Origin of the sequence: Variovorax boronicumulans (genome assembly GCF_009811375.1) — a bacterium.
Classification (GTDB): Bacteria; Pseudomonadota; Gammaproteobacteria; order Burkholderiales; family Burkholderiaceae_C; genus Variovorax; species Variovorax boronicumulans.
In genome coordinates, this window is sequence record NZ_BKDH01000002.1 from 262,897 (window position 1) to 286,016 (window position 23,120).

General features: G+C 68.6%; 23 protein-coding genes. 8 read left to right on the forward strand and 15 right to left on the reverse strand.

The annotated features are described in order from the left end of the window. Positions 1–30 precede the first annotated feature (30 nt). Positions 31–438 (forward strand): outer membrane protein assembly factor BamE, encoded by a 408-nt coding sequence (locus VHAB30_RS21070; protein WP_159278517.1) that lies wholly within the window; start codon positions 31–33, stop codon positions 436–438. Here the strand turns inward: VHAB30_RS21070 and VHAB30_RS21075 are convergent, their stop codons facing one another. Beyond that, on the reverse strand, positions 439–870 hold the full coding sequence (locus VHAB30_RS21075) for a YbaN family protein (protein ID WP_370869682.1): 432 nt from the start codon (positions 868–870) through the stop codon (positions 439–441). A gap of 118 nt (positions 871–988) precedes the next feature. Here VHAB30_RS21075 and VHAB30_RS21080 point away from each other — a divergent pair, with 118 nt between their 5' ends. Next, a complete protein-coding gene (locus tag VHAB30_RS21080) occupies positions 989–1,501 on the forward strand; it encodes a bacteriohemerythrin (RefSeq protein ID WP_070060061.1) in 513 nt (170 codons plus the stop codon). A 32-nt stretch (positions 1,502–1,533) separates the two neighbouring features. Here VHAB30_RS21080 and VHAB30_RS21085 read toward each other — a convergent pair whose 3' ends face one another. From VHAB30_RS21085 to VHAB30_RS21100, 4 genes are all read right to left on the reverse strand, one after another. Then, positions 1,534–3,045, reverse strand: a complete 1,512-nt coding sequence (locus VHAB30_RS21085) for a tripartite tricarboxylate transporter permease (protein WP_070060062.1) — start codon at positions 3,043–3,045, stop codon at positions 1,534–1,536. 33 nt (positions 3,046–3,078) lie between these two features. After that, a complete protein-coding gene (locus tag VHAB30_RS21090; protein ID WP_062481184.1) occupies positions 3,079–3,567 on the reverse strand; it encodes a tripartite tricarboxylate transporter TctB family protein in 489 nt (162 codons plus the stop codon). A 138-nt stretch (positions 3,568–3,705) separates the two neighbouring features. Continuing rightward, positions 3,706–5,079 carry a sensor histidine kinase gene (locus VHAB30_RS21095; protein WP_159278518.1) on the reverse strand — a complete coding sequence of 458 codons (1,374 nt, stop codon included), beginning with the start codon at positions 5,077–5,079 and terminating at the stop codon, positions 3,706–3,708. Continuing rightward, positions 5,076–5,759, reverse strand: a complete 684-nt coding sequence (locus VHAB30_RS21100) for a response regulator transcription factor (RefSeq protein WP_159274070.1) — start codon at positions 5,757–5,759, stop codon at positions 5,076–5,078. The genes VHAB30_RS21095 and VHAB30_RS21100 overlap by 4 nt, the downstream gene beginning before the upstream one ends. A gap of 290 nt (positions 5,760–6,049) precedes the next feature. On the opposite strand from VHAB30_RS21100, the gene VHAB30_RS21105 reads away from it, so the two are divergent. Then, entirely contained in the window at positions 6,050–7,240 is a 1,191-nt protein-coding gene (locus tag VHAB30_RS21105; RefSeq protein ID WP_159278519.1) for a hypothetical protein, read from the forward strand. Between the two features lie 13 nt (positions 7,241–7,253). Here the strand turns inward: VHAB30_RS21105 and glmS are convergent, their stop codons facing one another. Beyond that, positions 7,254–9,134 (reverse strand): glutamine--fructose-6-phosphate transaminase (isomerizing), encoded by a 1,881-nt coding sequence (gene glmS / locus VHAB30_RS21110; RefSeq protein ID WP_062481190.1) that lies wholly within the window; start codon positions 9,132–9,134, stop codon positions 7,254–7,256. A 141-nt stretch (positions 9,135–9,275) separates the two neighbouring features. Between glmS and VHAB30_RS21115 the strand changes: the two genes are divergently transcribed. Then, positions 9,276–9,758: an Lrp/AsnC family transcriptional regulator gene (locus VHAB30_RS21115; RefSeq protein WP_159278520.1), complete on the forward strand. Its 483-nt coding sequence runs from the start codon at positions 9,276–9,278 to the stop codon at positions 9,756–9,758. Between the two features lie 18 nt (positions 9,759–9,776). Here VHAB30_RS21115 and otsA read toward each other — a convergent pair whose 3' ends face one another. The 4 genes from otsA to VHAB30_RS21135 form a co-directional block, all read right to left on the reverse strand. Next, on the reverse strand, positions 9,777–11,162 hold the full coding sequence (gene otsA / locus VHAB30_RS21120; RefSeq protein ID WP_159278521.1) for an alpha,alpha-trehalose-phosphate synthase (UDP-forming): 1,386 nt from the start codon (positions 11,160–11,162) through the stop codon (positions 9,777–9,779). Then, entirely contained in the window at positions 11,159–13,081 is a 1,923-nt protein-coding gene (locus VHAB30_RS21125; RefSeq protein ID WP_095743654.1) for a glycoside hydrolase family 15 protein, read from the reverse strand. Before VHAB30_RS21125 ends, otsA begins: the two co-directional genes overlap by 4 nt. After that, complete coding sequence (gene otsB / locus VHAB30_RS21130; protein WP_062477959.1) at positions 13,078–13,869, reverse strand: trehalose-phosphatase; 792 nt, start codon at positions 13,867–13,869, stop codon at positions 13,078–13,080. Before otsB ends, VHAB30_RS21125 begins: the two co-directional genes overlap by 4 nt. A 73-nt stretch (positions 13,870–13,942) precedes the next feature. Further along, a complete protein-coding gene (locus VHAB30_RS21135) occupies positions 13,943–15,214 on the reverse strand; it encodes a multifunctional CCA addition/repair protein (protein WP_062477956.1) in 1,272 nt (423 codons plus the stop codon). A gap of 165 nt (positions 15,215–15,379) precedes the next feature. Between VHAB30_RS21135 and VHAB30_RS21140 the strand changes: the two genes are divergently transcribed. After that, the gene (locus VHAB30_RS21140) at positions 15,380–16,117 is read left to right on the forward strand and encodes an OmpW/AlkL family protein (RefSeq protein ID WP_062477953.1); all 738 of its coding nucleotides are present in this window, start codon (positions 15,380–15,382) and stop codon (positions 16,115–16,117) included. Positions 16,118–16,133: 16 nt separating this feature from the next. Here the strand turns inward: VHAB30_RS21140 and VHAB30_RS21145 are convergent, their stop codons facing one another. The 3 genes from VHAB30_RS21145 to VHAB30_RS21155 all read right to left on the reverse strand — a co-directional run bounded on the left by VHAB30_RS21145 (position 16,134) and on the right by VHAB30_RS21155 (position 19,519). Further along, the gene (locus VHAB30_RS21145; protein ID WP_159278522.1) at positions 16,134–16,820 is read right to left on the reverse strand and encodes a glutathione S-transferase family protein; all 687 of its coding nucleotides are present in this window, start codon (positions 16,818–16,820) and stop codon (positions 16,134–16,136) included. Positions 16,821–16,929: 109 nt separating this feature from the next. Then, complete coding sequence (locus VHAB30_RS21150) at positions 16,930–17,487, reverse strand: MgtC/SapB family protein (protein WP_159278523.1); 558 nt, start codon at positions 17,485–17,487, stop codon at positions 16,930–16,932. Position 17,488: 1 nt separating this feature from the next. Then, entirely contained in the window at positions 17,489–19,519 is a 2,031-nt protein-coding gene (locus VHAB30_RS21155) for a lytic transglycosylase domain-containing protein (RefSeq protein WP_070060072.1), read from the reverse strand. Positions 19,520–19,528: 9 nt separating this feature from the next. Here VHAB30_RS21155 and VHAB30_RS21160 point away from each other — a divergent pair, with 9 nt between their 5' ends. Next, complete coding sequence (locus tag VHAB30_RS21160; RefSeq protein ID WP_095743648.1) at positions 19,529–20,146, forward strand: 5-formyltetrahydrofolate cyclo-ligase; 618 nt, start codon at positions 19,529–19,531, stop codon at positions 20,144–20,146. Positions 20,147–20,152: 6 nt separating this feature from the next. On the opposite strand, the gene VHAB30_RS21165 is transcribed toward VHAB30_RS21160, so the two are convergent. After that, on the reverse strand, positions 20,153–21,136 hold the full coding sequence (locus VHAB30_RS21165; protein WP_062477933.1) for a LysR substrate-binding domain-containing protein: 984 nt from the start codon (positions 21,134–21,136) through the stop codon (positions 20,153–20,155). A 286-nt stretch (positions 21,137–21,422) separates the two neighbouring features. Here VHAB30_RS21165 and VHAB30_RS21170 point away from each other — a divergent pair, with 286 nt between their 5' ends. Continuing rightward, positions 21,423–21,740, forward strand: a complete 318-nt coding sequence (locus VHAB30_RS21170; protein WP_062477930.1) for a DUF2917 domain-containing protein — start codon at positions 21,423–21,425, stop codon at positions 21,738–21,740. Positions 21,741–21,833: 93 nt separating this feature from the next. On the opposite strand, the gene VHAB30_RS21175 is transcribed toward VHAB30_RS21170, so the two are convergent. After that, a complete protein-coding gene (locus VHAB30_RS21175; protein WP_070060073.1) occupies positions 21,834–22,250 on the reverse strand; it encodes a BLUF domain-containing protein in 417 nt (138 codons plus the stop codon). Between the two features lie 93 nt (positions 22,251–22,343). Here VHAB30_RS21175 and VHAB30_RS21180 point away from each other — a divergent pair, with 93 nt between their 5' ends. Beyond that, a complete protein-coding gene (locus tag VHAB30_RS21180; RefSeq protein WP_174250265.1) occupies positions 22,344–23,114 on the forward strand; it encodes a Crp/Fnr family transcriptional regulator in 771 nt (256 codons plus the stop codon). The last annotated feature ends 6 nt before the right edge of the window (positions 23,115–23,120 follow it).

Below are 23,120 nucleotides of genomic sequence, written 5' to 3' on the forward strand. Positions count from 1 at the left end.
ATCGCTCCAGGCCCCACGCATTCCTCCTTCATGACACGCACCTCTTTTCTGCCCACCGCCGCGCTGCTGGCCCTGCTCACCCTCGCCGGCTGCACCTCGTACGTGAGCCGCGGCATCGACAGCGACGGCAAGGCCGCCGAACTCGTCTGGCCCGGCGCCGACCAACAGCAAACGTGGCAGACCGAAGGCAGCTTTCCGAACCGCGAGAACCTGCGCGCCATCGGCCCCGGCGCCACCAAGGACCAGCTCTACGCGCTCATCGGCCGCCCGCACTTCGACGAAGGCATGGCCGCCGTGCGCGAGTGGGACTACGTCTTTCACTTCCGCTCGGGCGGCGGTGCGACGAGCTGCCGCTACAAGGTGATCTTCGACACGGCCTACAAGGCGCGCAGCTTCCACTGGAACCCGGCGATCTGCGCCGAGCTGGCCAAGGGCTGATCAGCCGCCCTGCGGCGGCTCCGGCCGCCGCCACAGCCACGTCAGCACGACCGCCATCGAGCCGATGGCGACGCCTGCGAGCCACGGCTTGTGCGCCGTCAACACGATGACGACCGCGCAGAACGCCATCGCCGCGGTGGCGCTCCACTTGGCGCGCCGGCTCACGGTGCGGCCGTTCTCCCAGTTGCGCAGCAGCGGACCGAAGAGCCGGTGGTTCAGCAACCAGCGGTGCAGCCGCGGCGAACTGCGCGCCGCGGCCCAGGCGGCCATCAGCACGAAGACCGTGGTCGGCATGCCCGGCGCGACCACGCCGATGGCGGCCAGCACCAGGCACAACGCGGCAAAGACCATCAGCAGCCAGCGCACGAGCAGCGGCAACGGCCGGGGCTCCACGGCAGCGGGCGGGTTCTGGGGGTCTTCGGCGGGCGTCACGGGCCGATTGTCTTTCTTTCTCTTTCACCGCACCGACGCGCTTGATTCAGATCAACCGCGCGCCGCTTTCGGCTGCCGATACTGGACTTTTACATCCACCTGCAAAGTTCTGAAGACCATGGCCCACCTTGTATGGAAGACCGAGCTCAATACGGGGATCCATGAGATCGACACGCAGCACCAGCGCATCGTGCAGTACATCAACGCGCTGGACGATGCCCGGCGCACGAACGACCGCCAGGTCGTGGGCCGGATCATCGAAGAGACCATCGACTACACCGCCTCGCACTTCGCGTTCGAGGAGGCCATGATCGAGGACGCGGGCTACCCCTTCACGGGCCCGCACCGGAAGGTGCACGAGATCTTCGTGCGCCGCGTCACCGAGTTCCGCGCGCGCTTCGAGCACGGCGAAGAGGTGCTGGCCGAGCTGCACGACATGCTCTCGCGCTGGCTGTTCAACCACATCCGCCACGAAGACGGCGCGTACGTGCCGACCGTGAAAGCGCACCTGCACACGACGGATTCGTCGGCGGAAGTGCTGGTGCATGCGCAGGTGCGCAAGGCGGTGCAGCAAGGCGGCGCCGCGGGACAGGTCAAGATGGGCTGGATGCGGCGCCTGTTCGGCGGGTGACGCGGCCCTGACAACGCCGCGCCACCGCATCGTCACTCCTCGACGAAGGCTTCTTCGCGCTTGGCCTTCACCGAAGGCAGCAGCACCACGATGAGCAGCAGCGCCGCGGCGGCCAGCAGCCCCGCCGACAGCGGACGCATGACGAACACGCTCCAGTCGCCGCGCGACAGCAGCAGCGCGCGGCGCAGGTTCTCTTCCATCATCGGCCCGAGGATGAAGCCCAGCAGCAGCGGCGCGGGCTCGCACTTGAGCTTCAGGAACAGGTAGCCCACGATGCCGAAGATCGCGACCATCCACACGTCGAAGGTGTTGTTGTTCTCGGAGTACACGCCCACCGCGCAGAACAGCACGATCGACGGAAAGAGCCACTTGTAGGGAATGGTCAGCAGCTTGATCCAGATGCCGATCATCGGCAGGTTCAGCACGATGAGCATCAGGTTGCCGATCCACATCGAGGCGATCAGGCCCCAGAACAGCTCGGGGTTGCTGGTCATCACCTGCGGGCCCGGCTGGATGTTGTGGATCGTCATCGCGCCCACCATCAGCGCCATCACCGCGTTGGGCGGAATGCCCAGCGTCAGCAGCGGAATGAACGAGGTCTGCGCGCCGGCGTTGTTGGCCGACTCCGGCCCCGCCACGCCGCGGATGTTGCCCTTGCCGAAGGGCACCTCGCCCTGCTTGAGCTTGATGCGCTTCTCGATCGTGTAGGCCGCGAAGGCCGACAGCAGCGCGCCGCCGCCCGGCAGGATGCCCAGGGCCGAACCCAGCGCGGTGCCACGCAGCACCGCAGGCGTCATGCGCCGGAAGTCTTCCTTGGTGGGCCACAGGCCCTTGACCTTGGCGGTGAACACCTCGCGCTCGTGCTCGGGCACGGCCAGGTTGGCGATGATCTCGCCGTAGCCGAACACGCCCATCGCGATCGCGATGAAGCCGATGCCGTCGGTGAGCTCGGGAATGTCGAAGCTGTAGCGCGCTACGCCCGAGTTCACGTCGGTACCCACGAGCCCCAGCGCCAGCCCGAGCAGGATCATCGTGATGGCCTTGAGCAGCGAGCCCGAGGCCAGCACCACGGCGCCGATCAGGCCCAGGATCATCAGCGAGAAGTATTCGGCCGGGCCAAACTTGAAGGCCAGCTCGGTCAGCGGCGGTGCGAAGGCCGCAAGAATGAGCGTGCCGACGCAGCCTGCGAAGAACGAGCCCAGGCCCGCCGCAGCGAGCGCCGGCCCAGCCCTCCCCTTGCGCGCCATCTGGTAGCCGTCGATCACGGTCACCACCGACGACGATTCGCCCGGCAGGTTGACCAGGATCGCAGTGGTCGAGCCGCCGTACTGCGCGCCGTAGTAGATGCCGGCCAGCATGATCAGCGCCGACACGGGCGGCAGCGCGTACGTGGCGGGCAGCAGCATCGCGATGGTGGCCACGGGGCCGATGCCCGGGAGCACGCCGATCAGCGTGCCCAGCAGGCAGCCGACGAAGGCATAGACAAGGTTCTGCGCGGTGAAGGCCACGCCGAAGCCGATCGAGAGGTTGGTAATCAGGTCCATTGTTCTCTTGGATTTCTTGTTGTTCTGCGCGGGTCAGCCGGCGATGAAGGTGGGCCACACCTGGAACTGCAGCTTCAGCGCCACCACGAAGGCCAGGTAGCTGCCGAGCGCGAGCACGGTCGCCAGCAGGGTCACGCCCTTCCAGCCGAAGCTGTCGCCCGCCAGGCTCGCGATGAAGGTCAGCGCATAGATCGCGACGATGAGCCCCATCGACGGCAGGCCGATGCTCGGCAGCCCGCCGAGCAGCACGCCGAACACCAGGTTGGCGCCGATGATGAACAGCAGCGGCTTCCATGCGATGCGGCCCACGGGTTCGCCGTCGGCGGTCTCGACCGTGAGGGCCTTGAACGTGATCAGCACGCCCATGCACGCGATGAGGATGCCCACGATGAGCGGAAAGTAGCCGGGGCCCATGCGGGCGCCGGTGCCCACGTTGTAGGTCGTGGCGCCCCATGCGAAGGCCACGCCGAAGGCGCTGAAAAGCACGCCCGAGCAGAAGTCTCTCTGACTCTTGATTCTCACCGTTGATGTCTCCTGGAACTGCGTTGATCGGCACAGGATGTGCGTCAGCGATCCTAGGAATTCAGCGCGGCGGTGTGTATGAACAAAGCATTGCCGTTTGGCAATGTTCGAGGCGCGACGAGACGAAGAAGGTGCCGCTCAGGCGTCTGCCGTCGGCAGGTCGATGCAGGCGCGCAGGCCCGGTCGGGCATCGTCGAACTGCAGGCGCCCGCCATGCAGCGCCACCACCGCCTGCACGCTCGCGAGCCCCAGGCCGTGGCCCGGCGTGCTGTGGTCCAGCCGATGGAAGCGCACGCCCAGTCGCTCGTACTCGGCGCTCGGAATGCCGGGGCCGTCGTCCTGCACGAACAGCTGCGCGCGCCCGTCGACCGTGTGCGTGCCGATGCGCACCGTGGCGCCGGCCCCGCCGTACTTCAGCGCGTTGTCGAGCAGGTTGGCCGCCGCGCCCGCGAGCAGGTCGCGGTCGCCAAGTGCGATGGCGCGGTCGGCCGGCTCGCGCAGCAGCGCGATGCCCCGCACCTCGGCCACCGCCTCGTACAGCTCCGCCACGTCGTCGGCGATGACGTGCAGCGCCACCGGCGCGAACTGCTGGCGCCGCGCGCCGGCCTCGACTTCGGCGATCTGCAGCAGCTTCTCGAACATCACGGCCAGCTCCTCGAGCTCGCGGATGGCGGTGGCCACGGGCTCGCGCTGCGGATGGTGGGCGTCGCCCAGCCCCGCCTCCACCGCACGCAGGCGCACCAGCACGCGCGTGAGCGGCGTGCGCAGGTCGTGCGCGATGGTGTTGGACACATGGCGCACGCCGTCCATCAGCGACTGGATGCGGTCGAGCATCGCGTTGATGTCGCCCTCCAGCAGCGCGAACTCGTCCTCCTGGCCCGAAGGCGCCACGCGCTCCTGCAACTCGCCCGCCGCGATGCGCGCGGCCGTGCGCCGCACCGCGCCCACGCTGCGCTCCAGCTCCTGGCGAAAGACGAAGGTGCCGCCGATGAGCAGCAGCACCGCCACGATGCCCGCCGCCGCGCTGGCGCTCGCCACCAACGATTCGATCGACTCCTGGTCGCGCAGGTCGTGCCCCACCACGAGCATGCCGCCGTCGGGCAGCGGGCGCATCACGAGGTAGGCGATGACGGTCTGGCCCGCACGCACCACGCGTCGGTGCACGCCATCGCCCGCGTCGGGCGCCAGCGAGGGCATCTGGTCGAGGTTGCCCGCGCGCTTGTGGCCTTCGCGGTCGGTGAGCAGGTAGATCTCGTTGTCGGAGTTGCGGCCGTCGGAAAGCGCATGGGCGATCTCGCCCGCCACGCCTTCGGCGCCGCGCGCTTCGTAGCGCACCACCAGCTGCTGCATGCTGGCGGCCACCTGCCGCACCATGCGCTGCTGCAGCACGCCCACGGTCTGCATGTAGACGATGGCCAGTGCGGCCAGCATCGTGATGGCCACGAGCAGGCCGTAATAGAAGGCCAGGCGGAAGCCGACCGAGCGCCACAGTTGGCGCAGGGCCCGGGTCATTGCGGCGCGGCCAGCGTGTAGCCCACGCCGCGCACGGTGTGGATCAGCGTCGGCGCGCCGCCCGCATCGAGCTTGCCGCGCAGGCGGCTCACCTGCACGTCGATCACGTTGGTCTGCGGATCGAACTGGTAGTCCCACACGGCCTCCAGCAGCATCGTGCGCGTGACCACCTGGCCCGGATGCATCATGAGATAGGCCAGCAGCCTGAACTCGCGCGGCTGCAGCGCGATGGGCCGGCCGCCGCGCTCGACGTGGCGGCGCGCAAGGTCGAGCGTGAGGTCGGCCAGCTGCAGCGTGCGGATCTCGGGCCCGCTGCGCGAGCGCCGCACCAGCGCCTCGGCGCGCGCCGCGAGTTCGGAAAAGGCAAAGGGCTTGGCCAGGTAGTCGTCGCCGCCGGCCTTGAGCCCGCGCACGCGCTCGTCGAGCGCGCTCAAGGCGCTGAGCACCAGCACCGGCGTCTTCTTGCCGAGGGCGCGCATCGTGGTGAGGATCGACAGGCCGTCCACGTCGTTGGGCAGCATGCGGTCGAGGATGACCAGGTCCCACGTCTCGCCCGTGGCGCGCGCGAACGCATCCGCGCCGTCGCGGCTGATCACCGCCACGTGGCCGAGCGAACGGAAGCCCTCGGCGATGTAGCGCGCGTTGTCGGCATCGTCCTCGACGATGAGGCAGTTCCAGATGACGGTGGGGCCGAGCACGTCAGTCGGTGCGGCCACGGCAAGAAATACCCATGGATGGCGGTGCGCTTGGACTCAGGTTGTGCCCCTGGGATGCAGGGGCTGCGACATGAATCCTAGCCCAGGTGGAAGCGGGAAAAGCCTGCGCTTCATTACCGTTTGTCCATGAAGGCTGCGCGGTCCTGCTCTGCGAACGCCGGACCTGCGCAGCGCGGTCGCGTCACACGTTTATCTGATTGCGGGCGCAAAAGCTGTCTGCGATGTTGAGCCTCCACCAACACAGGGAGGTTCCTATGGGAAGGACGACCGAGCGCGCGCTGATCGCGTGCACCCTCGCGCTCTGCGCCTTGCAGGCGCACGCATTCAAGATGGGCTTCCAGGGCCAGCTCGATGAGCTTCGCGCAAATGCATCGGGCAACCTGAACGCCAAGCTCGACGAAGAGCCTCACCAACTCCAGTTCGGCGACCCCATCCACGAGGACATGACCCAGGCCTCCATCGAGATGGCGGCAGCGAACGCCGACCGCATGCAATGCACCACCAGTCGCGAGAAGGTCGAGGCCTTCGTCCGGCAAGCGGCGCAACCCCGACTCAGCCATGGCCTGTGCTGCCACAAGGGGGCAGTTTCCAAAGCGTGCTCGGTGATAGGCATGCTCGGAGGCAACCAGGCCTTCGCCGACGTGCTCAAGCCGATGCAGTCGGGTGTTCGTTGGAATGACGACCCTTGCCACATGACCCACGAGGCCGTGTCCAGGGTGAGCTGGGCTCTCTGGATGACGGGGAACAACTACATGGAATACAACAACTCGAACTATGCGAGCCACTTCCACGAGCACCAGTTCCTGCATGCCATGGCACCTTCGGCCCGCAACGATCCCAAGCCACTGACGGCGAGGGAGACGCGCAAGCGCATCCTGATGTGGGCTGAGTTCGCCCTTCGGGTGGCCGACGGATCCATCCCGCCGGGTACAAAGCTGAAAGATGTGCGCGCACTGCTCAGCACGCAGATGCAGCACGACTTCAGTCTCGCATTCGGTAGCGACGGCCCACGCACCGTCGCCCTGTTGTTCACAGGCCTGGACGACGGCGACCCGCAGCTCGTGCGCCAGACCGCGCTGGGCGCGTTGTTTCACACCGTGCAGGACTCGTACTCGTCAAGCCACGTGGAACGGGCCAACGACCCGGTCAAGGACGGCGCACCCGGGGTCCTGAACAAGGGGGACATCGTGCGCTTCTACACCTACCGTGGGCAGGACGGCGGCAAGCACGGCAAGGCGGACCGCCGCCCCCACGATCTGGCCGCTGCGCAGATCGATGACCTGCATCCCGTGTCGATCGGCGCGCAGCTGCTCGCATGCACTGCCGCATCCCAGAACGCGCCCTCGCAATGGGAAGAAGGCATGAAGATCGTTCAACGCAACTTCACGCTGCGGGACGCCGACATCAATCGGGCATCGACGCCTGGGAAAGACTACGCGAAGTAGCCTTTTTCGCCCCTCACTCCACCGTCACGCTCTTCGCCAGATTCCGCGGCTTGTCCACGTCCGTCCCCCGCGCGCACGCCGTGTGGTACGCCAGCAGCTGCAGCGGCACCACGTGCAGCAGCGGCGACAGCGCGCCGTAGTGCTCCGGCATGCGGATCACGTGCAGGCCTTCGCCGCTGGCGATCTGCGTGTCGCCGTCGGCCAGCACGTAAAGCACGCCGCCGCGGGCGCGCACTTCCTGCAGGTTGCTCTTGAGCTTTTCGAGCAGGGCGTCGTTCGGCGCCACGGCAACCACGGGCATCTCGCTGGTGACGAGCGCGAGCGGGCCGTGCTTGAGTTCGCCGGCGGCATAGGCCTCGGCGTGGATGTAAGTCACTTCCTTGAGCTTGAGCGCGCCTTCGAGTGCGATCGGGTAGTGCAGGCCGCGGCCCAGGAACAGGGCGTTGTCCTTGCGCGCGAAGTCTTCGGCCCAGCCGATGATCTGCGGCTCGAGCGCGAGCACCGACTGCAGCGCGACGGGCAGGTGGCGCATTTCCTTCAGGTAGCGCGCTTCGTCGAGCGCGCTCAGGCGGTTCTTGGACTGCGCGATGGCCAGCGTGAGCAGGAACAGGCCCGCGAGCTGGGTGGTGAAGGCCTTGGTCGAGGCCACGCCGATTTCGACGCCGGCGCGCGTGATGTAGGCCAGCTTGCACTCGCGCACCATGGCGCTGGTGGCGACGTTGCAGATGGTCAGGGTCTGCTCCATGCCCAGCGAGCGCGCGTGCTTGAGCGCGGCCAACGTGTCGGCGGTTTCGCCCGACTGGCTGATGGTGACGACCAGCGTCTTGGGGTCGGGCACGGAGTCGCGGTAGCGGTACTCGCTGGCGATCTCGACCTGGGTGGAGATCTTCGCGATGCTCTCGAGCCAGTACTTGGCGGTGCAGCCGCTGTAGTAGCTGGTGCCGCAGGCCAGGATGAGGATCTTGTCGATGTCCTGGAACACGCGGTGCGCGCTCGCGCCGGTGGCGCCGTCCTGGCCGATGCCGTCGAACAGCTCGGGCACGATGCCTTCCACGCCTTCGAGCGTGTCGCCGATGGCGCGCGGCTGCTCGAAGATTTCCTTTTGCATGTAGTGGCGGTACGGGCCCAGCTCGGCCGCGCCGCTGTGGGCGTGCACGGTGCGCACGGTGCGCGTGACGGGCTTGTGGTTCTTGTCGACGATCCAGTACTTGCCGGGCTGCAGGTCGACCACGTCGCCTTCTTCGAGGTACACGATCTGGTCGGTCACGCCGGCCAGCGCCATCGCGTCGCTGGCCAGGAAGTTCTCGGTGCCGTCCTTGCCGGCGCCCAGGATCAACGGCGAGCCGGCGCGCGCGCCGATCACGCGCTGCGGTTCGTCGCGGCAGATGACGGCGATGGCGTAGGCGCCGTGCAACTGCAGCACGGCGGCCTTGACGGCTTCGAACAGGTCGCCGTTGTAGAGGCTGTCGACGAGGTGGGCGATGACCTCGGTGTCGGTCTGGCTCTCGAACACGTAGCCCTTGGCCTCGAGCGCGGCGCGCAGCGGTTCGTGGTTCTCGATGATGCCGTTGTGCACGAGCGCGATGCGGCCCGGGCGCGCGGCGGGCGCGTCGGCGCCGACGCCGTGGCTGAAGTGGGGGTGCGCGTTGTGCACGGCCGGTGCGCCGTGGGTGGCCCAGCGCGTGTGGGCGATGCCGGTGAGGCCTTCGACCTTGTCGTCGCGCACCTGCGTCAGCAGGTCGGCCACGCGCGAGGTGGTGCGTGCGCGGCTCAGGCCGCCGGCATGCACCGCGACGCCGCAGGAGTCATAGCCGCGGTATTCGAGCCGCTGAAGGCCCTGGACCAGGACCGGAACGATGTCGCGATGGGAGGCTGCGCCGACGATGCCGCACATGGGGTGTACCTTGTCTTGAAGAACAGAAGGGCTCGATGGTAGGGAGACGCACAAGAAATATGGCGTCTAAATTTCCTAGATTTCGGACTTTTATTTCACCAAAACCCATAGATGGAGTTTTATTCCATAATTTCAATTCATATGGAATCAATCTCCCTCGACGCCATCGACCTCAAGCTGCTCGACGCGCTCCAGAACAACGCCTCGCAGACCAACCAGCGCCTGGCCGCCGAGGTGGGCATCTCGCCGCCGACCTGCCTGCGCCGCGTGCAGCGCCTGCGCCAGGAAGGGCTCATCGAGCGCCAGGTCGCCCTGCTCTCGCCCGACCGGCTCGCCACGGTGCTGGGCCACGGCCTGCAGGCGGTGGTGGAGATTTCGCTCGACCGGCAGGACGCCGCCGCGCTCGACGCCTTCGAGGCCCGCGTGATCGCCGACGACGCCGTGCAGCAGTGCTGGCGCGTGTCGCCGGGGCCCGATTTCGTGCTGGTGGTGGTGGCGCGCGACATGCCCGGCTACGGCGCGCTGACGCAGCGGCTGTTCACGGCCGACGCCAACGTGCGCAACGTGAAGGCGTTCTTCAGCCTCAAGCGCGCGAAGTTCGGGGCCCGCGTGCCGCTGGGCTGACGCGGGTTCCCGACCCGATCAGCGCTCGCTCGCCGCCTCGCGCAGCGCTTCGAGGAAGGTGCGCCGCCACCAGTGGATGTCCTGCGCCCGGATGCGCGACAGCAGCTTCTGGTGCCGCTCGCGCCGCTCTTCCAGCGGCATCTGCAGCGCCTGCTGCACCGTCTCGGCGGTGCCGTGCGTGTCGTACGGATTCACCAGCAGCGCTTCCTTCAGCTGCTCGGCCGCGCCGGCAAAGCGCGACAGCACCAGCACGCCCGGGTCGGCCGGGTCCTGCGCCGCGATGTACTCCTTGGCCACGAGGTTCATGCCGTCGCGCAGCGGCGTCACCAGCCCCACGGCCGCCGCGCGGCACAGGCCGGGCACGCGGCGGCGCGCCACCATGCGGTGGATGTAGCGCACCGGCATCCAGTCGAGCTCGCCGTAGTCGCCGTTGATGGCGCCGCACAGCGATTCGAGCTCGCGGCGGATGTCGGCGTAGGCATCGACCGTCTCGCGCGTGGGCGAGGCGATCTGGATCAGCGTGGCGCTGCGGCGGTTCTCGGGGTAGTTGGCCAGCAGCTCGCGGAACGAGCGCACGCGCTGCGGGATGCCCTTCGAATAGTCGAGTCGATCGATGCCCAGCAGCAGCCGGCGGCTCGAGTACTCGCGCTTCATGGTCTCGTACATGTCGCGCGACTCCTTGGCGTGCGTGAGCGCCGCGAACTCGTCCACATCGATGCCGATGGGGAAGGCGTTGCAGCGCACCGTCTGCCCGTAGGCGCGGTACATGTCGTTGCCCAGGTACTCGCCATGGGCCTCGTTGCGCACGTAGTGCTCGAAGTGCTGCACGTCCTGCTGCGCCTGGAAGCCGATCAGGTCGTACGAGAACAGCGAACGCATCAACCATTCGTGCTGCGGAATGGCCGCGATGATGATCTGCGGCGGCAGCGGAATGTGCAGGAAGAAACCGATGCGCTGCTTGCAGCCCATGGCGCGCAGCTCGGCCGCCAGCGGCATCAGGTGGTAGTCGTGGATCCAGATGATGTCGTCGTCCTTCAGCAGCGGCATCAGCTTGCGCGCGAACAGCTGGTTCACGCGGCGGTAGCCGCCGATGAAGCCGGCATCGAAATGCGCCAGGTCCAGGCGGTTGTGGAACACCGGCCAGAGCACGTCGTTGCTGTAGCCCAGGTAGTAGCTGTCGTGGTCGTCGCGGCTCAGGTCGAGCGTGGCCAGCGTCACCTTGCCGGCCTGCTGCTTGTGCAGCTCGCCTTCGCCCGTGGGGCCGCCTTCGACGATCTGCCCGCTCCAGCCGAACCACAGGCCGCCGCTTTGCTGCAGGCTCTCACCCAGGGCCACGGCCAGGCCGCCGGCGGCGGGCTTGCGCGGGTCGGCCACGCGGTTCGAAACAACGACGAGACGACTCATATGCACGAATCCCAGGGAGCGGACAGGCGCACGGCCGCGTTGATGATGCCGACCATCGAATAGGTCTGCGGAAAGTTGCCCCACATCTCGCCCGTGACCGGGTGCGTGTCTTCCGACAGCAGGCCCAGCGGGTTGCGTGCCGCCAGCATGGTCTCGAAGATCTGGCGCGCCTCGGCCTTGCGGCCGATCTTGGCCAGCGCGTCGATGCGCCAGAAGGTGCAGATGTTGAAGGCGGTTTCGGGCTTGCCGAAGTCGTCGGCCGCTTCGTAGCGGCGCATGTAGGGGCCGTCGCACAGCGACTTTTCCATGGCGTCGACGGTGGAGATGAAGCGCGGGTCGCGCGCATCGATCAGGCCCACCTCGACCATCAGCAGGATGCTCGCGTCGAGCTCGTGCCCGCCGAAGCTTTCGGCAAAGGCCTGGCGCTCTTCGCACCATGACTTGGCAAGAATCTCTTCCTTCATGCGCGCCGCATGGCCGTGCCAGTAGGCGGCGCGTTCGGGCAACTCCAGCGTGCGCGCGATCTTGGCGAGCCGGTCGCAGGCGGCCCAGCTCATGAGGGCCGAGCTGGTGTGCACGCGTGCGCGCGTGCGCAGCTCCCACATGCCGGCGTCGGGCGTGCCGTAGACGCGCACGGCCTGCTCGCCCACGGCTTCGAGGTGCGGAAACTCCGCCACGCCCGCGCGGCTGAGCAGCCGGTGGTCATGAAAAGCCTGCGCCGCGCCGAGCACGATGTTGCCGTACACGTCGTGCTGGAAGTGCTCCTGCGCCTGGTTGCCCACGCGCACCGGGCCCATGCCGCGGTAGCCGGGCAGGCCGTCGACGAAGGACTCGGGCAACTCGCGCTCCAGCCCGATGCCGTACAGCGGCTGGATGTGTTCGCCGTGCGAGCCGATCACCACGTTGCCGAGCCAGCGCAGGTAGTCTTCCATCGTGCCCACCTCGCTCAGCGAGTTGAGCGCGCGCACCACGAAGAACGCGTCGCGCAGCCAGCAGTAGCGGTAGTCCCAGTTGCGCTGGCTGCCCGGCGCCTCGGGGATGCTGGTGGTCATGGCGGCCACGATGGCGCCGGTGTCCTCGTACAGCGAGAGCTTGAGCGTGATGGCCGCGCGGATCACCGCGTCCTGGTACTCGAAGGGAATGGCCAGGCGCTTGCTCCAGGTGCGCCAGTAGGCGATGGTTTCCTGCTCGAACTTGCGCGCGGTGTCGGCGATGCCTTCGAGCAGCGTCTCGTCCACGCCGAACATGAAGTTGTACTCGCGCGAGATCACGAAGGGCTGGCGCGACAGGATGTGCGAGATCGACGCGTCGGTGTTCAACCGCAAGGTCACGTCGGGCCCGACATAGCGGATGTGGTTGCTGCCGCGCGTGACCTCGGTCGGCGCCGAGGCGCCCCACTGGAAGCGCGGGTCGAGCGCCACGCGGATGCGCGGCGCGCCGGCGATGGGGCGCACGCGGCGCACCATCATGAGCGGACGGAAGTAGCGCGAGCGGCTGTGAAAGCGCGGCGCGAAATCGGTGATCTCGATGCCCTGCCCCGCGCTGTCGAACAGCTGCGTGCGCAGCACGGCGGTGTTGGGCTCGTACCACTGCTTGCTGGAGGCGAAGTCCTCGATCTCGATGGCCCAGGCGCCGGCCTCCTCGCCGGGGTGCAGCAGCGCGTTGAAGACCGGGTCGCCGTCGAAACGCGGCAGGCAGCACCAGACGGCGCGGGCGCGCGCATCGATGAGCGCGCTGTAGGCGCAGTTGCCGATCACGCCGACATTGAGCGAAGGCTCGGCCGGCGGCGCGAAGCCGCGCGGCGGGGCCGCAGCCACTTTCGCGGCGTCGACGGGCGCCTGGTCGTCGGGGCCTGCCGCGCCGGCCAGGGCGTCGCCCGCGCGGTCCTCCGGAGCCTTCGGCAGTTGTTGTTCGCTCATGCGGGCTTCCTCGGTGATGGTGTCTTGGGGGCAGGTGCGGCCAGCAGGTCGCGCGCCTGCACCAGCCATTCGTAGACCGCGCGCGGCGATTCGAGCCGGTGCAGCGCCAGGCTCGGCCCGGCGCCCACCTTGATCGCGACGCCGCCGCGCGGCTGCACGACGGCGAAGCCGCTCTCGTCGGTGGTGTCGTCGCCCGCGAAGACCGGCGTGCGGCCCGCGAACGGCGCTTCGGTCATGAAGGCTTCGATGGCGAGGCCCTTGTTGACGCCCGAAGGCTTGACCTCGAACACGAACTTGCCGTGCATGAGCTCGAGCTGCGGACGGCCTTCGATGGCGCGCGCCATCGCGTCGCGGCACACGGCCTCCAGCTGCGGCGCGAGCCGGTAGTGCAGCGCGATGGCGCCGTGCTTGCGCTCGACCAGCAGGCCTTCGTGGATGCGCGCGAGTTCGTTGGCCACGTCCAGGATCGGGACGAGGTCGGGCGGGCGCTGCTCCTGCATGCCGCCTTTGGCATCGCGGCGCTGCACGCCATGCTCGCCGGCCGCGGGCAGCCGCAGCGGCGCGAGAAAGCGGTCGATGGCATCGATCTGGCGCCCCGACACCACGGCGAGCGCGCCGCCGAGCAGGTCGCGCAGGTCGCTCAGCAGAGGCACGAGGGCGGGCGGCACCTCGATGGCTTCAGGCGTGGCGGCGAGGCCGACCAGCGTGCCGTCGAAGTCGAGAAAAAGGGCGGCGTCCCGGCCCGGCGGAGGTGGCAACTGGGCGTTGCTGCTGGAGGACTTTGGCATTGGGAAAAACCATAGCACGGCTCGCACGCGGCGCGTGTCGGCCAAAGTCCCGGCATGCGCCGATGGCGGGGATTCAGTCGGCCGTGGCCGGCAACGAGGCCTTCACCGCCGCGATGCGCGCGCGGTGGATCGCCTCGCCGATGCGCGGCCCGGTGGCGCCGGCCTGTTGCGCCTCGCGCGCCACCACGTCGGTGGCCACGGCCTGGGCCGCCGCGAGCACCGCGAGCAGGCGTGGGCGCTGCGGGTAGGCGGTGTCCTCGAAGCCGAGCCGGCCGCGCGCATCGCATTCGCAGGCCAGCAACGCCTCGGCGAAGCGTGCCGGCTTGCGGAAGGCGTCGCAGCGCTCCAGCAGGCGCACCAGCGGCGTTGCGTCGAGCGCGCCGCTGCGGTGGATGTTGCCGTGCTCGCGCGCCACCACCTCGGCCAGCTCGCGCAGCTCCACCGGCACGCGCCAGCGTTCGCACACGGCCTGCAGCAGGTCGACGCTGCGCAGCTCGTGGTTGATGTGGCGCGGCAGCATGTCGGCGGGCGTGGTGCCCTTGCCGAGGTCGTGCATCAGGCAGGCGAAGCGCACGGGCAGCGTGGCGCCCAGCCGCGCGCTGGTGTCGAGCACCATCATCAGGTGCACGCCGGTGTCGATCTCGGGGTGGTGCTGCGCCGGCTGCGGCACGCCCCACAGCCGGTCGACCTCGGGCAGCAGCACGGCGAGCGCGCCGCAGTCGCGCAGCACCTCGAACATGCGCGAGGGCCGTGTTTCCATCAGGCCGCGCGCAAGCTCCTGCCACACGCGCTCGGGCACCAGCGCATCGACCTCGCCGGCCGCGACCATCTCGCGCATGAGCGCCATGGTTTCGGGCGCGACGGTGAAGTCGTCGAAGCGCGCGGCAAAGCGCGCCACGCGCAGGATGCGCACCGGGTCTTCGCGGAAGGCGTCGGTCACATGGCGCAGCACCTTGTCGCGCAGGTCGCGCTGGCCGTGGAAGGGGTCGGCCAGGGTCTCGGGACGAGGGTCGAAGCTGCCGTCGGCGCCCACGTGCTCGGCGGGCAGCGCGATGGCGTTGACGGTCAGGTCGCGCCGGGCCAGGTCCTGCTCCAGCGTGACGTCGGGCGCCGCATGCACGACGAAACCGCGGTAGCCCGGCGCGCTCTTGCGCTCGGTGCGGGCCAGCGCGTACTCCTCGCGCGTGCGCGGATGCAGAAACACGGGGAAATCGCGCCCCACGGGCAGGTAGCCGCGCGCCACCATGGCCTCGGGCGTGGCACCCACCACCAGCCAGTCATGGTCGGAAACGGGGCGGCCCAGCAGCCGGTCGCGCAGTGCACCGCCGACGAGAAAAATGTTCATGAGTGCAGTGTAGGGATACTCTCCCTGCACAAAAAGAACGGTCGTTCGATAATCGCCGAGCGATGCGAACGACCGTTCGTAAATTCGTGTCGCGCGAAGCACCGGTCGCTGGCCGGTGCCCCCGTGCGCGGGGCTGTTTTCAACACCCAAGGAGCATTCACAGCTATGAAGAAACTCACAACAACAGCATCGTTGGCATTGGCGGCACTCGGGGTCCTGGCATCGGGCAGCGCCCTGGCGCAGAACGCCGGCGACTGGGTCGTCGGCACCGGCTGGTTCCACCTGTCGCCGCAGGATTCGAGCAAGCCGCTGACCGTGACCTCGCCCGTGCACAGCGTGCTGGCCGGCTCGGGCGCCAGCGTCACCAACTCGGACACGCTGGGCCTGAACGTCGCGTACTTCATCGACCCCCACTGGGCCGTCGAGGGCGTGCTCGGCGTGCCGCCCAAGTTCAAGCTCAACGGCAGCGGCACGCTGGCGCGCGTGGGCGAACTCGGCCAGGCCCGCCAGTGGAGCCCGACCGTGCTGGCCAAGTACTACTTCAACGAAGGCAACGACGCCTTCCGTCCGTTCGTGGGCCTGGGCGCCACCTACGTCTGGTACAGCGACGTGAAGCTCACGTCGAACCTGCAGGGCGCGCTGGCCAGCCAGTTCCACGTGCGTCCGTCTTCGGTGAACACCACCGCCAAGCTCGACAGCTCGTTCGCGCCCGTGCTCAACGCCGGCGTGGCCTACCAGTTCGACAAGCACTGGGGCGTGTCGTTCTCGGTGTCCTACATCCCGCTGAAGACCAAGGCCAAGCTCACCACGACCAGCATCACCGGCCTGCCGGTGGCGCGCAGCGAGGCGAGCCTGAAGCTGAACCCGATCGTCACCTACCTGGCGGCGACGTACCGGTTCTGACGAAGTCCGACGGGCCTCAGTCGCGCGAGGTGCGGTAAGGCTCGTCGAAAGCCACGAAGGTTTTTTCAGCCAGGGCGCCGTCGATCCACGCGGCGACGCCCGGCAGGGCCGCCACACGCGCGATGTACGCGTCGATGGCCGGCGGCACCGGCAGCCCGTAGCCGCGGATGCGCATGCCCACCGGCGCGAAGAAGGCGTCGGCGATGGTGAAGGCGCCGAACAGCATCGGGCCGCCGTGGCGGTCGAGCAGCTCGGTCCACATCTGCACGATGCGGTCGAGGTCTTCCTGCACGCCGGGCTGCTCGGCCAGAAGCCGCGCGCCCACCTCGGGCAGCGAGGCCTCGATGTTCATCGGGCAGTTGCCGCGCAGGTTGGTGAAGCCCGAGTGCATCTCGGCGCAGATGCTGCGCGCGCGGGCCCGCTCGGCCACGCCCTGGGGCCACAGCTGCTTCTCGGGGAAGCGCTCGGCCAGGTACTCGGCGATGGCCAGCGTGTCCCAGATGGCCAGGTCGCCGTCGACCAGCACCGGCACCTTGGCCACGGGGTTGATGGCACCGATCACGTGCTTGAACTGCGAGGTGGCGTCGAACGAATCGAAGCGCACCATCACCTCCTCGAAGGGAATGCCGGCCTGGGTCATGAGCACCCAGGGGCGCATGGACCACGACGAGTAATTCTTGTTGCCGATGTAGAGCTTGGACATCTGTCAGGGTCTCCGGGTCAGTGCGGGAATGCGGGGAAAAGCCGTCGATGCTAGCCGGGCGGCGGGCTGCGATTGATGACGAAGGCGGCGCGAATTGATGCGGGCCGCTTCAGCGCTCGTCGCCCTGGCGGGATTCGGGCGGGACGATCACGCGCGGGCCGGAGGCGTCTGCGGATGGCTTCACGACGCGCTCGATCAGGCTCACGAGGCGCGGCACCAGCGACAGCACCGCGAGCGCCAGCAGCGCGCTGAACACGGCCGTGACCTCGCGGCCGAGCCCGCAGGCCATGCCGATGGCGGCGGTCATCCACAGCCCCGCGGCGGTGGTGAGGCCCTGCACGTGGGATTCGTCCTTGCCCTGCTTGAGGATGGTGCCGGCGCACAGGAAGCCCACGCCGGCCACCAGCCCCTGGATCACGCGGCTCATGTCGGCGGGCACGATGCCGGTCTGCTGCGGGATCAGCACGAACAGCGCCGAGCCGATGGCCACCAGCATGTGCGTGCGCACGCCGGCCGCCTTGCCCTGCTGCTCGCGCTCGAAGCCGAGCAGGAAACCCAGCACGGCCGCCAAGAGCAGCCGCACCGAGATGCGCGTGAGTTGCGCGACATCGCCCACGTCCGAGAATTCGGACGCGACGGTGTCTAGCACCTCGTCGCGCCAGGTCATGTCAGGGGAGGTCCTTGTTGGGTTCCGGCTCGTTGGCGTTGCGCGGGCCCACGCGGCCCAGGCGCTCCTTCAGCGACTGCGGCTTGCCGCTGATGATGGCGGCGTAGTTGGTGGTGTTGGCCAGCACCTTCTTCACGTAGTCGCGCGTCTCGTTGAAGGGCACGTTCTCGGCCCAGATGGCCGCGTCGATCACCGGGCCGTTGCGCCAGTTGCGCGGGCGGCCCGGGCCGGCGTTGTAGGCCGCGGCGGCCAGCGCCATCGAACCGTCGAAGTCGTCGAGCGCGAGCTTCAGGTAGTTGGTGCCGATGGTGATGTTGGTTTCGCGGTCGTTGATCTGGCCGGGCGTGAAGTCGGTCAGGCCGATCTTGCGGGCGGTCCAGCGCGCCGTGGCGGGCATGACCTGCATCAGGCCCGAGGCGCCGACGCCAGAGCGTGCGTCCATGATGAAGCGGCTTTCCTGGCGGATCAGGCCGTAGACGTAGGCCGGGTCCAGGCCGATGTCCTGGCTCTTGCGCAGCACCGTGTCGTGGAAGGGCATGGGAAAGCGCTGCTCGACGTCGATCACGCCCTTGGTGCGCTCGCTGGTGTTGATGCAGCGGTCCCACACCTCGCGCTGGCAGGCCAGGTCAGCGGCGGCCAGCAGAGCGCGGTCGTCCATGCCGCCCTTGTCGTGCAGGTTGGTGGCGTAGTTCCACTCGCGCGTGCCTTCGGAGCGCAGGCCCATGCCGATGGCTTGCAGGCCGCGCTGCAGGCCCGGGTTGGTGCGCGCGGCGTTCTTTTCCTCGGGCGTGAGCGGCGCGGGCCGCGTGGCCGCGACAACGCGCTGGCCCAGCTCTTCGAGCGCCAGCATTTCGTAGAAACCGCGCGTGCCGGCGATGCTGGTGTACAGCTCGCGGGCCTGGGCGCGGCGCTCGTCGCCGCCGGCGCTGCTCAGTGCGCGGGCCTTCCAGTAGACCCAGGTCGGGTCTTGCTGGGCGGCGTCGCTCATGGCGTTGATGGCGGGCGCGACGTCCTTCCACTGGCTGGCGCGCAGGGCGGCGCGCACGCGCCAGCCGAGCATGTCGTCGGACAGGTCGCTGTTCTTCGTGACGTTGCCGAAATAGCTCACAGCCATCGGCGAGAGCTTGTTCGCGGCCGCGCGGCCGATGGTGCCCCAGACCCAGTTGCGCTCTTCGGCGGAGAGCATCGGGCCCCACTTGCCGTCGAGCTGTGCAGCGCCCTGGTCGGGGTCGGCGACCGCGATCTTGATGAGCGCGAGCACCACCAGTTCCTTGCGCGACTTGGCGGCCACGAAGGCGCGGCCGGTGAGGAACTTGGCGGCGCTGGCGTTGACCTCTTCGAACAGCGGCAGCGCGTCGGGTGCGGCGATGGTGACCGCGCCGCGCGCGGCCGCGGGCCGGTTGGCCTCGATGGCCAGGCGCGCCTTCTTCCAGGCGTCGTTGGTCGTCATCAGGCGGGCCGCCACCATGCGGTCTGCGGCGGTGAGGCAGCCGTCGTCGCTGTCTTTCTGGGCGAACCAGTTGCGGCGCACCTCGTCGGCCTGCGCCTGCGTGGCCGTGCCGGTGCGCAGCGTGTCGACCAACACCGCGTAGCAGCGCACCTGGGCGTCGTCGCCCATGCGGAAGCCGGCGATGTTGGCGGCAAAGCCGTCCCAGTCGCGGCGCTGGCCGAGCAGCAGCAGCCAGTCGTTGCGCAGGCGGTCTTCCTGGTACGTGTTGGGGTAGCGGGCGTAGAAGTCCTGCACCTCGTTGGGCGCGGCCTCCTGCAGGCGAGCCTTGAGCTCCCAGTAGGCGGCCCAGGGTTCGAGTGCATGGCCGCGGGCCTGCGGCAGCAGGGCCGTGAGGCGGGCCTTGTCGCCGCGCTGGAAGGCCTGCTTCATCTGGACCAGCACGTCGTCGTTGGTGTTGTTCTGCGCGGCGGCGGGCTGTTGCGACAGCAGCGCGGCGAGTGCGAGAACGGCGGAAAAAACCAGGGCGGGCGCGCCGCGACGCTGACGAGCGCGCGCGGATGCCAAAATGCTTGGGAACTGCATCGGGGGATTATGGACAAGTCAAAGGATGCCGACACCTCGGCCACGGCGAGTTTTCTGAAGGGTCAACTGCGAAAGGCGCTCATCGAGCAGCGGCTGGCGCTGCCCGACCGCCTCGCGCGAGCCGACCTGTTGCAGCGGGTGATGCGGATCTGGCTGGTCGGCCGGCCCGACACCGTGATCGGCGCCTACTGGCCGATCAAGGGCGAGTTCGACCCGCTGCCCGCACTGCATCGCTGGAAGGAAGACGGCGAACTCATGGAAGAAACGCAGCGCCGCCGCATCGGACTGCCGGTGATCGACAAAGTTCACAAGACGCTCACCTTCCATGCCTGGTACCCGGGCTGCCAGATGGAAGAAGACGCCTACGGCATTCCCAAGCCCAAGGACACCGAGCTGATCGTGCCGACCCTGCTGTTCGTGCCCTGCGTGGGCTACAGCGCGGGCGGCTACCGGCTGGGCTACGGCGGCGGTTTCTACGACCGCACGCTGGCGGCGCTCGAGCCCCGGCCTTTCACGGTGGGGCTGGGCTTCACGAACGGCTTCCTGGAAGACTTCGAGCCCGAGGCGCACGACCTGCCGCTCGATGCCATCCTGAACGACAACGGCGTCGTCTGGCCGACCTCCTGAGCCGGCTCAGTCGAGGTTGTCGACGGTGTCCGGGTCGGGCACCTCGCCGATGGTCTGGCGCGTGGTGACGGCCTGCGCCTCCAGCCAGTCGGAAAAGGCCTTGATCTCGGGCCGCAGCGCGTTGCGCGGCCCCGAGATGAGCCAGTAGGCCATCGGTGAATCCAGCCGGTGCTGCGGCAGCACCTCGATCAGGTCGCCGTTGGCCAGGCTTTCGGCAATGAGCGAGCTGCGCGCCAGCACCAGGCCCTGGCCCGTGAGCGCGGCCTGCACCATCTGGTAGGCATAGTTGAAATAGAGCCAGCGCTTGGGCTGCGCGCGCTCCAGCCCGTTCACTTCGAACCAGCGCCGCCACGTGAGCCATTCCAGGTGCGTGCGGTGCGCGTCGCCCGCCTCGATGAGCGTGAAGCGGGCGATGTCGGCCGGCGTCTTGATCGGCGGGTTGCTCTTGATGAGCCACGGGCTCGCCACCGGCGTCAGCGTTTCGCCGAACAGCCGCACGGCGCCGGGCGGCATGCCTTCGGGCGGGCCGTAGCGCAGCGCGATGTCCACGTCGGCCACGTCGAGGTCGACCGCGATGTCGCTGGCGTCGATGCGGATGTCGATCTCGGGGTTGTCGCGCTGGAAGGCTTCCAGCCGCGGGATCAGCCACATCGAGGCGAACGAGGCAAAGGTGGTGAGCGCCACGCTCTTGCGCCCGGCGCTCTGGCGGATCTGCCGCACCGCCATGTCGATGCGCGGCAGCGCCTGCTGCACCGACAGCAGCAGCTGCGCCCCGGCGCTGGTCAGCTCCACGGCCCGCGTGTGGCGCAGGAACAGCGACACGCCCACTTCTTCCTCGAGCGACTGGATCTGCCGGCTCACGGCCGACTGGGTGAGCGCCATTTCCTCGGCCGCGGCGCGGAAATTGAGGTGCCGCGCGACCGCCTCGAAGGCCCGCAGGTGCCCCGCGGAGATGGGCCGGGAGCGCAGGTGGGTTTGCGAATGTTGCATGGATGAGCCTTGGAAAGACCGCTCCGCATCAACCTGCGCTCCCTTCGTGGAACACCGCGGAACCGGCTTTGCCGGGCCGCTGGTGTTGCCCCCGGCGAGGGGGGAGGAGAAGCGACACGAAGTGCGCGAAGCCTGGGGGAGTACTTTGATTGATGCGGGAATCGCATCAGTAGGCTACCTCGTTTTCATTGGACCTCCAAGGCCGCAAAAACGATCATTCATTCCCGAACTGCGCCAACCTCTCTGTCTGTCAAAGGCGCTTCGGATCAGCCAAGGAGTCCTCATCATGTCCACCGCCGTCTGCACCAACGAATCGCTTGCTTCCCTGTCCCGTTCCACCCGCACCGCGGCCATTCCGCCGGCCGTGCGCCGTGGCGCCTGGCAGATTGCGCCCGGCGAGGCGATGAGCCTGAAGGCGCGGTCGGCGAGCGTGCTGCGCGTCAAGCAGGGCCGCGTGTGGGTCACGCCCGACGCCACCGCCCACGGCCCCAGCGAAGACATCGTGCTGGCCCCGGGCGAATCGCTCACCGTGGCCGCCGGCCAGCGCATCGTCATGGAAGCCTGGGATGGCTACGGTGCCACCTACGTGTGGGACCCGGTCTGATCGACCGCCTGCACTCCCGGCTCTTCTGAACAAAGGCGGCTTCGGCCGCCTTTTTCTTTGCCCGTCGTTTTCAGTTTTCCGTCAGTCAGCCGGTCAGGTGCTGATGTCGAAGCTGGCGCGCAGCGCCAGGAAGTGCGCCAGCGCCGCCTCGCCGCGTAGGGCCCGCAGGCCGGAGACCGGGTCGGGGCCCTCGCATTCGGCCAGGCCCATCGCAAACCCGCTGTAGCGCCGGGCGGCCAGCGGGCCGTCGTGGACCACCACGAGCGCCACGTGGCGCGGATCGCGCTGCAGCCGCGCCATCAGCGCCTGCACCGCCTCGCGCGGCCCCTCGAAATGCTGGCAGAAGCACTGGCCGTCGAACACCAGCAGGCCGGAGATGCCGTCCTCGGCGTTGCGCGCGCGGGCCTGGGTGACGATCGCGCCCACGGTGGCGGGCGGCAGGTCGGGGGCGAGCAGGCTGCAATAGAGGAATTCGTACAGGAGTTCTGCAGAGGCTTGTTCTGGTGTCATGCGGTGCAAAAAGGGGACATCGTTTCGAGTCTAGGGGGCCATCCTGCACCCCGAAATGTCAAAAGACATAGCCCCGCCAGCCTATAGTGCGGCGTGAAGTTCGAGGACTACCCCGTTGCCGCCTCCCCGCCGCAGGGTGCGAACCCCTGCGAACACTGCGCGCTGCGGCGCCTGGAGGCCTTCCTGCCGGTGACGGCGCAGCAGCTGGAGGCGATCCAGTCCTTTCGCAGCGGCACCCGGCGCGTCGAGGCGGGCGGCACCATCGTCGACGAGCACCGCGCCAGCCCGCAGCTGTTCACGCTCTACGCGGGCTGGGCCTTCCGCTACAAGACCCTGAGCGACGGCCGGCGGCAGATCCTGGGTTTCCTGCTGCCCGGCGACTTCATCGGCCTGCAGGACGAGTTTGCCGACGGCCAGACCCACGGCGTCGAGGCCGTGACCGACGCCACGCTGTGCGCCTTCGCCCGCGAGCGGTTGTGGGCGCTGTTCCAGACCCAGCCCCGGCTCGGCTACGACATCACCTGGCTGGCCGCGCGCGAGGAAAAGCTGGTGGACGACCACCTCGTCACCGCCGGGCGCCGCAACGCCGGCGAGCGCGTGGCCATGCTGCTCATGCACCTGTACCGCCGCGCCCAGCGCGTGGGCATGGTGCGCGACGGCTGGGTGGAGTTTCCGTTCAACCAGCAGCACATCGCCGACGCGTTGGGGCTGTCGCTGGTGCACACCAACAAGACGATGCGGCGCTTGCAGCGCCTGGGCCTGTACAAGCTCGACGGCGGCTGGCTGCGCATCCTGGAGCCGCATGCGCTCGAAACGCTGGGCGACTACTTCGAGCGCCCGCTGCGCCCGGTGCCGATGATCTGAAGGCGT

Excerpts from the sequence above, each read along its gene's own strand:
- VHAB30_RS21070 (WP_159278517.1), top strand. The coding sequence starts at position 31 with ATGACACGCACCTCTTTTCTGCCCACCGCCGCGCTGCTGGCCCTGCTC.
- VHAB30_RS21080 (WP_070060061.1), top strand. The coding sequence starts at position 989 with ATGGCCCACCTTGTATGGAAGACCGAGCTCAATACGGGGATCCATGAG.
- VHAB30_RS21085 (WP_070060062.1), bottom strand. The coding sequence starts at position 3,045 with ATGGACCTGATTACCAACCTCTCGATCGGCTTCGGCGTGGCCTTCACC.
- VHAB30_RS21095 (WP_159278518.1), bottom strand. The coding sequence starts at position 5,079 with ATGACCCGGGCCCTGCGCCAACTGTGGCGCTCGGTCGGCTTCCGCCTG.
- VHAB30_RS21105 (WP_159278519.1), top strand. The coding sequence starts at position 6,050 with ATGGGAAGGACGACCGAGCGCGCGCTGATCGCGTGCACCCTCGCGCTC.
- glmS (WP_062481190.1), bottom strand. The coding sequence starts at position 9,134 with ATGTGCGGCATCGTCGGCGCAGCCTCCCATCGCGACATCGTTCCGGTC.
- VHAB30_RS21115 (WP_159278520.1), top strand. The coding sequence starts at position 9,276 with ATGGAATCAATCTCCCTCGACGCCATCGACCTCAAGCTGCTCGACGCG.
- otsA (WP_159278521.1), bottom strand. The coding sequence starts at position 11,162 with ATGAGTCGTCTCGTCGTTGTTTCGAACCGCGTGGCCGACCCGCGCAAG.
- VHAB30_RS21125 (WP_095743654.1), bottom strand. The coding sequence starts at position 13,081 with ATGAGCGAACAACAACTGCCGAAGGCTCCGGAGGACCGCGCGGGCGAC.
- otsB (WP_062477959.1), bottom strand. The coding sequence starts at position 13,869 with ATGCCAAAGTCCTCCAGCAGCAACGCCCAGTTGCCACCTCCGCCGGGC.
- VHAB30_RS21135 (WP_062477956.1), bottom strand. The coding sequence starts at position 15,214 with ATGAACATTTTTCTCGTCGGCGGTGCACTGCGCGACCGGCTGCTGGGC.
- VHAB30_RS21140 (WP_062477953.1), top strand. The coding sequence starts at position 15,380 with ATGAAGAAACTCACAACAACAGCATCGTTGGCATTGGCGGCACTCGGG.
- VHAB30_RS21145 (WP_159278522.1), bottom strand. The coding sequence starts at position 16,820 with ATGTCCAAGCTCTACATCGGCAACAAGAATTACTCGTCGTGGTCCATG.
- VHAB30_RS21150 (WP_159278523.1), bottom strand. The coding sequence starts at position 17,487 with ATGACCTGGCGCGACGAGGTGCTAGACACCGTCGCGTCCGAATTCTCG.
- VHAB30_RS21155 (WP_070060072.1), bottom strand. The coding sequence starts at position 19,519 with ATGCAGTTCCCAAGCATTTTGGCATCCGCGCGCGCTCGTCAGCGTCGC.
- VHAB30_RS21160 (WP_095743648.1), top strand. The coding sequence starts at position 19,529 with ATGGACAAGTCAAAGGATGCCGACACCTCGGCCACGGCGAGTTTTCTG.
- VHAB30_RS21165 (WP_062477933.1), bottom strand. The coding sequence starts at position 21,136 with ATGCAACATTCGCAAACCCACCTGCGCTCCCGGCCCATCTCCGCGGGG.
- VHAB30_RS21170 (WP_062477930.1), top strand. The coding sequence starts at position 21,423 with ATGTCCACCGCCGTCTGCACCAACGAATCGCTTGCTTCCCTGTCCCGT.
- VHAB30_RS21175 (WP_070060073.1), bottom strand. The coding sequence starts at position 22,250 with ATGACACCAGAACAAGCCTCTGCAGAACTCCTGTACGAATTCCTCTAT.